The 7,104-nt window shown below is 69.8% G+C and carries 4 protein-coding genes; 1 reads left to right on the plus strand and 3 read right to left on the minus strand.

The genetic code is table 11. The features are described 5' to 3' along the window. Window positions 1–186: 186 nt before the first annotated feature. The 3 genes from AB0B96_RS39400 to AB0B96_RS39410 all read right to left on the minus strand — a co-directional run bounded on the left by AB0B96_RS39400 (window position 187) and on the right by AB0B96_RS39410 (window position 3,021). Entirely contained in the window at window positions 187–381 is a 195-nt protein-coding gene (locus AB0B96_RS39400) for a ferredoxin (protein WP_362907235.1), read from the minus strand. A 61-nt stretch (window positions 382–442) separates the two neighbouring features. Continuing rightward, entirely contained in the window at window positions 443–1,624 is a 1,182-nt protein-coding gene (locus AB0B96_RS39405) for a cytochrome P450 (protein ID WP_362907237.1), read from the minus strand. Continuing rightward, window positions 1,621–3,021 (minus strand): glycosyltransferase, encoded by a 1,401-nt coding sequence (locus AB0B96_RS39410; protein WP_362907239.1) that lies wholly within the window; start codon window positions 3,019–3,021, stop codon window positions 1,621–1,623. The genes AB0B96_RS39405 and AB0B96_RS39410 overlap by 4 nt, the downstream gene beginning before the upstream one ends. Window positions 3,022–3,594: 573 nt before the next feature. On the opposite strand from AB0B96_RS39410, the gene AB0B96_RS39415 reads away from it, so the two are divergent. Continuing rightward, window positions 3,595–7,104, plus strand: a 3,510-nt coding sequence (locus AB0B96_RS39415) for a type I polyketide synthase (RefSeq protein WP_362907241.1), incomplete at its 3' end; no start/stop codon positions are given.

Here is a 7,104-nt window from a genome sequence, read left to right on the forward strand (position 1 = left end):
GGACCCACGTATCCGGAGAGACAGGGGAACGTCGGTCTTCGCAAGGTCCCGCCCGCGTGGGGGCCACCCGGTGTGGCGGGACGAGAGGGAACGGCCGGGAACGCGAATCGACCCGGCCGGGGGTGCGTCGACCCGGCCGGGTCGGGTTCGTGCGGGCGGGGTGCGATCACCCGCCCGGTACGGTCCTCAGCTCTCGGACAGCGAGATGGACCTCGACGGGCAGGCGAGGACCGCCTCCCGGGCGCCGATCTGAGCGGAGTCGTCCAGGGTCTCGACCAGGACCATGACGGTTCCCTCGTCGTTCTGGTCGAAGACCTCCGGCGCGATGAGCACGCACTGGCCGGCGCCGACGCAGTGCTCGGCGTTCACATTGACACGCATGACATTCCTCATCCTTGAAAGACCGGGACCGACGATGACCGGCCGGGAGCCTGTGGCGCCGTCACCAGCGGACCGGGAGCTCGTGCAGCCCGAACAGCACACCGTCGTACTTGAACGGCAGGTCCTCGACCGCGCCGTCGAGCCGAAGGGTCGGAATCCGCTGGAACAGGGACGTGAAGACGGTCTCCATCTCGATCCTGACGAGGTTCTGCCCAAGACACTGGTGCACGCCGTACCCGAACGCGACGTGATGGCGGGCCGAACGGCTCGGATCGAACTCGTCGGCCCGTTCGAACGCGTCATGGTCGTGGTTCGCCGCGGCACCGAGCGGCACGATGCCCTCGCCGGCCTTGATGACGTGCCCGCCGATCTCGACGTCCTCCAGGGCCACGCGGAGCGCGACCCGGTCGGCGACGGACAGGTAACGCAGCACCTCCTCCACCACTCCGGGCGCGCCGATCCACTGCCGGTTCAGCAGCAGCATGACCACGCCGAGCGCGATGTTGTTCGCCGTCGTCTCGTGCCCGGCGATCAACAGCAGCAGGGCGACACCGGAGATCTCCTTGGGGGTGAGCACCCCGGCCGACAGCAGTCGGCTGGTCAGGTCCCTGCCGGGGAACCGCTGCTTCATGGTGATCAGCTTGGAGATGTACAGCAGCAGGTCCTTGGTCGCGGACTCGCGTTCGTCGTCGGTCGACGTGAGGGTCACCAGGACGCGCGTCCTCGACTCGAAGAGCTCACGGTCGGTACGCGGCACGCCGAGCAGCTCACAGATGATCAGCGAAGGCACCGGCAGCGCGAACGCGGACACCAGGTCGGCGGTGGTACCGGCGTTGAGCATGTCGTCGATACAGGTGTCGACGACCCGCTGGACGGCCGGACGGAGCTCGGCGACCCGCCGTACGGTGAACTCGGGGATGAGGGCCTTGCGGAAGCGGGTGTGCTCCGGCGGGTCGTACGCGACGAACCAGCCGGGGATCTGGTCGGGCGGAGGCACCGTCCCGTTGCGCCCGATCGTCGGAAAGCCCTCGTGCAGGGGGCTGGCACTGATCCGGGGATCGGTGAGCACGGCGCGCACGTCGTCGTGCCTGGCGACCAGCCACACAGTGCTGCCTCCCGGCAGCGCCGACCTGACCGGTCCCGGCTGTTCCCTGAGCGAGGCGTACTCGTCCGGCGGAGAGAGCTGCCCGCGCCGCCGCCTCGGGAACTCGATGGATGTCGGGTCGCCGCTGTGCGTTTTCATGATGTCGCCACGTCCTTCGGCAGTACCTGGTCGGATCGTTTCAGCGCCGGGTTGCCCAGGATCAGATCGGCGGCCACCCGGGTGCCTCCCGCCTCCTGCTGCGCCTTGGCGAAGAACTCGGCGCGCTCACGGAAGGAAGGGGTGTCCAGCACCTGGGTGATCTTGCCGACCACGTCGTCGACGTCGATGGTCTGCGGGTCGTCGAGGGTGAGGCTCACCCCGCTGTCCACGCCGCGCACCGCCTGGTCGTAGCAGTCGACCCACAGCGGGCGGATGATCTGTGGCTTGCCGAAGTACAGGCTCTCGTGGAAGGCGTTCGCGCCGCCGTGGTTGAAGAAGAGGGCGACGTTGGGATGGGCCAGCACGTCGAGCTGGGAGGGAATCCAGCTCTCGATCCTGAGGTTCGGCGGCAGCTCCTCCCGGGGAGGGAGGAACTGTTGCTGCCCGGCCGGGAGCTTCCACAGCACGGCGTGCCTGCCGTCCAACCGGCGGGCGACCTCCACCAGCGCGTGCACCTCGGGACGGGTCAGCCGGGTGATGGTGCCGAGTCCGACGTAGACCACGGAGGGGTTGGCGTCGAGCCAGCCGGACAGGTCGCGGTCGTCCTGCGCCTCGGGCAACGGCGGGATGATCGCGCCGACCAGGTGGAACTTGTCGGGAAGGGGAAACGGGTACTCCAGCCCGAAGACCGTGTAGCACAGGACGAGATCGGCGCGGTCGACCTTCGCCGACGGACGGAGCGCCTCCTTCGGCAGCTGGATCTGTTTCGCGTACGAGATGCCCTTGAGCGCGAGCCTCAGCATCCTCGGGTGCAGGAACATCAGCGCGGCCCGGATCTTGAACACGTTGCTGTAGACCCGCTGCGGGAACGACATGTTCAGGGGCAGCCCGGTGTGCAGCATGGGGAATCCGCGCGGTGTCCTGGTGATGAGCAGATTGCTCGGCAGGAAGGGCGAGCTGAGGACGTACGGGATGTTTCTCCTGAGCGCGATCATGAGCGCGACGGGGTTCACGCTGTCGAAGATCATGAGAGCCGGGTTCAGCTCCTCGACCAGGGCGTCGAGTGCCAGATACTTCTGCTCCCCGCTGTCGGGGTCGAACCCGCGCCGTACCACCGCGTGGTGTGCCTTCCAGCGGGACCGCTGGGTGGCCAGCCGGTACATCTCGTCGTCCCAGTCGGCTGGGGATTGCAGGGGATCCGTCTCGCCGAGTGAGACGAACCGTACGCCGCTTCCCTCGTTGATGCTCTCGATGTCGGCCCTGCAGGACTCATCCGTCGCGAACCACAGATCCTCCGTGCCACGCCTGGCCAGCTCGGCGGCGATCACGCGCAGGGGGTTGAAGACACCGGCCCCCGGATTGCTGACGAACAGCACTGGTTTGCGGCCCTCGCCCATCACACACACCTCCATCGCGGGAGCCGGACCGTTCGAACAGCCAGTGACGCGCGGGCGCCTGCTCCGGTGCGGATCCGTCCTCGCCGTGCGCGTCTTCCCTGCTCCGACGCCGGCGTGCCCGCACGGTATCGCGGCGACATTAGGGGGATCACTAGTTTTCCCGGGGCGCGGGATCGTGGGCGCGACCGGTCTCTCCCGGAGCTGGTCCGCGCGGTCGAGGGCGCCCGGAGGCGGTGCTGTGGGCGCGGCCGGCGCGCCGGGCTTCCCAAAGACTAGGCGTTTGCCGAGTCGCCATCGGCCTAACTTCGCCGAATGGATGGCATGCTCGACGACTTCTCTCTCAGCGGGAGTCCCGTCGTGCATACCGCCGGTCCTCCTCTTCGACCATGTGGAGACCCGTGCTACCGCCTCCCCTCTCCGGTGGGGACGTCTCGCCGGGTGAGGACACCGCGTGCCGGTGCGTGCGGAGAGGGCCGTGGTGACTGACGCGATCGACGCGGCGGTGGTGGGTGTCCTGGTACCGGCGACGCCGGACGCAGGTTTCCCGACCCCGCCCGACGTACGGAGGCTGTGATGGATACGCCCAGTGAGCAGGTCGTACAGGCGCTCCGGACCTCCATGAAGGAGGCCGAACGGCTAAGGCGTCAGTACCAGAAGCTGGTCGCGGTCACCACGGAGCCGATCGCCATCGTGGCGATGAGCTGCCGGTTCCCCGGCGGGGTGTCCTCGCCCGAGGATCTGTGGCGGCTGATCGCCGAAGGTGGTGACGCCACCTCGGGCTTCCCGTCCGACCGCGACTGGGATCTCGATCTGCTGGCGGCCCGCGATTCGGAGGGCCGGCCTCGGAGCGACACCGACAAGGGCGCCTTCATCAGCGACGTCGCGGACTTCGACCCCGGGTTCTTCGGGATCTCGCCGCGCGAGGCGCTGGCGATGGATCCGCAGCAGCGACTCCTTCTTGAGGTGTCGTGGGAGGCCGTCGAGCGGGCCGGGATCAACGCGGCCAAGCTGCGCGGTAGCCGTACCGGGGTCTTCGTCGGCATGAGCGGCCAGGACTACTCCTACCTGATGGTCGGCTCACTGGCCGACCTCGAGGGCAACATCGGGACCGGCATGGGTGCGGCCGCGGCCTCCGGCCGGCTCTCGTACACGCTGGGCCTGGAGGGGCCGGCGGTGACGGTGGACACGGCCTGCTCGTCGTCGCTGGTGGCGGTGCACCTGGCGACGCAGGCGCTGCGCAGTGGTGAGTGCTCGCTGGCGCTGGCGGGCGGGGTGACCGTGATGGCCACCCCAGGTGCGTTCGTGGAGTTCACCCGGCAGGGCGGGCTGGCGCCCGACGGCCGGTGCAAGGCGTTCGCCGACGCGGCGGACGGCACGGGGTGGGCCGAGGGTGTGGGCGTGCTGGTCCTGGAGCGGCTGTCGGACGCCCAGCGCAACGGCCATCAGGTTCTCGCGGTCTTGCGCGGGTCGGCGGTGAACCAGGACGGCGCGTCGAACGGCTTCACCGCGCCGAACGGTCCTTCGCAGCAGCGGGTGATCCGCCAGGCGCTGGGCAGCGCCGGGCTGAACCCCGCCGACGTGGACGTGGTGGAGGCGCACGGCACGGGGACGACGCTGGGTGACCCGATCGAGGCGCAGGCGTTGCTGGCGACGTACGGCCAGGATCGGCCGGAGGATCGGCCGCTGCTGCTGGGTTCGGTGAAGTCGAACCTGGGTCACACGCAGGCGGCGGCCGGTGTGGCGGGTGTGATGAAGATGGTGCTCGCGATGCGGCACGGTGTGCTGCCTCGGACGTTGCACGTGGACGCGCCGTCCTCGCACGTGGACTGGGCCTCGGGCGCGGTGAGGTTGCTGACCGAGCCGACGCGGTGGCCGCAGGTGGATCGGCCGTGGCGGGCGGGTGTGTCCTCGTTCGGTCTCACCGGCACCAACGCTCACGTGATCATTGAGCAGGCGCCGCATGACAAGCGAATCGAGGTGAACACGGAGGACTGGTACCCGGCGGTGACCCCGGATGTGCCTCCGGTGCTGATCTCCGGTCGTACGGCGGAGGCGCTGCGGGCACAGGCCGAACGGCTGGTGTCACACCTGGACGCCGAACCTGACTTTGATCTGACCGACATCGCCTTCTCCCTCGTCTCGACGCGATCGGTCTTCGAGCACCGGGCCGCCGTACTGGCCGGTGCGCGCGAGGATGTCGTGGCCGGGCTACGAGCCGTGGCCGAGGGCCGACCGGGCGCGGGCGTCCTGCTGGGACAGAGCGGACGGCAGGGCAAGGTCGCGTTCCTGTTCACCGGTCAGGGCAGCCAGCGGGCCGGGATGGGGCGGGAGCTGTATGACCGTTTCCCGGTGTTCGCCGAAGCCTTGGACGAGGTGTTCGCCGAGTTCGAGCCGCTGCTGGACGGGTCGTTGCGTGAGGTGGTGTTCGCCGAGCCGGGGTCGGTGGAGGCGGGGTTGCTGGATCGGACTGGGTGGGCGCAGCCTGCGTTGTTCGCGGTGGAGACGGCGTTGTTCCGGTTGGTGTCCTCGTGGGGGGTGCGGCCGGATGTGCTGGCCGGGCACTCGGTCGGGGAGATCGCGGCTGCGCATGTGGCGGGGGTGTTGTCGCTGGCGGATGCGTGTGTGTTGGTGGCGGGTCGGGCGCGGTTGATGCAGGCGTTGCCTGCCGGTGGGGCGATGGTGTCGGTGGCGGCTTCCGAGGAGCAGGTCGCCGAGCTGCTGGTGGGGCGGGAGAAGGAGGTGTCGGTCGCGGCGGTGAACGGTCCCGCGTCGGTGGTGGTCTCCGGGGTTGAGGAGGCGGTGCTTGAGGTGGCCGCCGCCCTGGAGGAGCGGGGGATCAGGACGAAGCGGTTGCGGGTGTCGCATGCGTTCCATTCGCCGTTGATGGATCCGATGCTGGAGGAGTTCCGGGCGGTGGCGGGGTCGCTGACCTACGACCCGCCGCGGATTCCGGTCGTGTCGACGTTGACGGGGGAGCAGGTTACGGCGGAGCGGTTGTGTTCGCCGGAGTATTGGGTGGAGCAGGTGCGTGGCGCGGTGCGGTTCTCCGACGCCGTCCGTACGCTGCACGGCCAGGGGGTTCGGGCGTATCTGGAGCTGGGCCCCGACGGGGTGCTCGCCGCGATGGCGTCCGACACCATCGCCGCCGAGGATCGGCCCGTCGCGGACGTGGTGGCCGGGGCGGACGCGGTGGCGGTGCCGGTGCTGCGCGGGGACCGGGACGAGCAGTCGACGATCATGACGGCTCTCGCCGAACTGCACGTGCGTGGCGTGACGGTGGACTGGGAGGCGGTGCTCGCGGGCGGGCGCCGGGTGGCGCTGCCGACGTACGCGTTCCAGCGCCGGCGTTTCTGGCCCGACGGCGCGGGTGCGCGGGTGGGGAACCTGGCGGCCGCCGGGTTGGCGGCCACCGGCCATCCGCTGCTGGGTGCGGCGGTCGGGCTGGCCGGCTCCGACGGGGTGCTGCTGACCGGCCGTCTGTCGCTGGGGTCGCATCCGTGGCTGGCCGACTACGTGGTGATGGGTTCGGTGATGGTGCCGGGCAGCGTGTTCGTGGAACTGGCCGTGCGGGCGGGGGATCAGGCCGGCTGCGATGTGATCGAGGGGCTGACCCTGACCACGCCGCTGGTGCTGGGTGAGCGGGACGCGGTCGCGGTGCAGGTGTGGGTGGGATCGGCCGACGAGTCGGGTCGGCGTGAGGTGAGCGTTCATGCCCGGTCGGCCGAGGCGGCCGACGAGGAGCCGTGGGTCGAGCACGCGACCGGTGTACTGACGGCCGGAGACCGCGCCGCTGTGTCGTTCGAGACGGAGGTGTGGCCGCCGCGGGGTGCGTCGGTGATCGAGTTGGACGGGGTGTACGAAGGGCTCGCCGCGAGCGGGTTGGAGTACGGCCCGGTGTTCCAGGGGCTGCGGGCGGCCTGGCGCGGCGCCGACGGTGAGGTGTTCGCGGAGGTTGTGCTGCCTGAGCAGGTGGTGTCGGGTGCGGGGGCGTTCGGGGTGCATCCGGCGTTGTTGGATGCGGTGTTGCATGCGGTGCCGTTTGTGGGGTTGGACGAGGCTGAGGGTGGGCGGTTGCCGTTCTCG

Origin of the sequence: Streptosporangium sp. NPDC049046 (genome assembly GCF_040649155.1) — a bacterium.
GTDB lineage: Bacteria > Actinomycetota > Actinomycetes > Streptosporangiales > Streptosporangiaceae > Streptosporangium.

Bases quoted from the DNA above. Each gene is read 5' to 3' on its own strand.
- AB0B96_RS39400 (WP_362907235.1), bottom strand. From the start codon at position 381: ATGCGTGTCAATGTGAACGCCGAGCACTGCGTCGGCGCCGGCCAGTGC.
- AB0B96_RS39405 (WP_362907237.1), bottom strand. From the start codon at position 1,624: ATGAAAACGCACAGCGGCGACCCGACATCCATCGAGTTCCCGAGGCGG.
- AB0B96_RS39410 (WP_362907239.1), bottom strand. From the start codon at position 3,021: ATGGGCGAGGGCCGCAAACCAGTGCTGTTCGTCAGCAATCCGGGGGCC.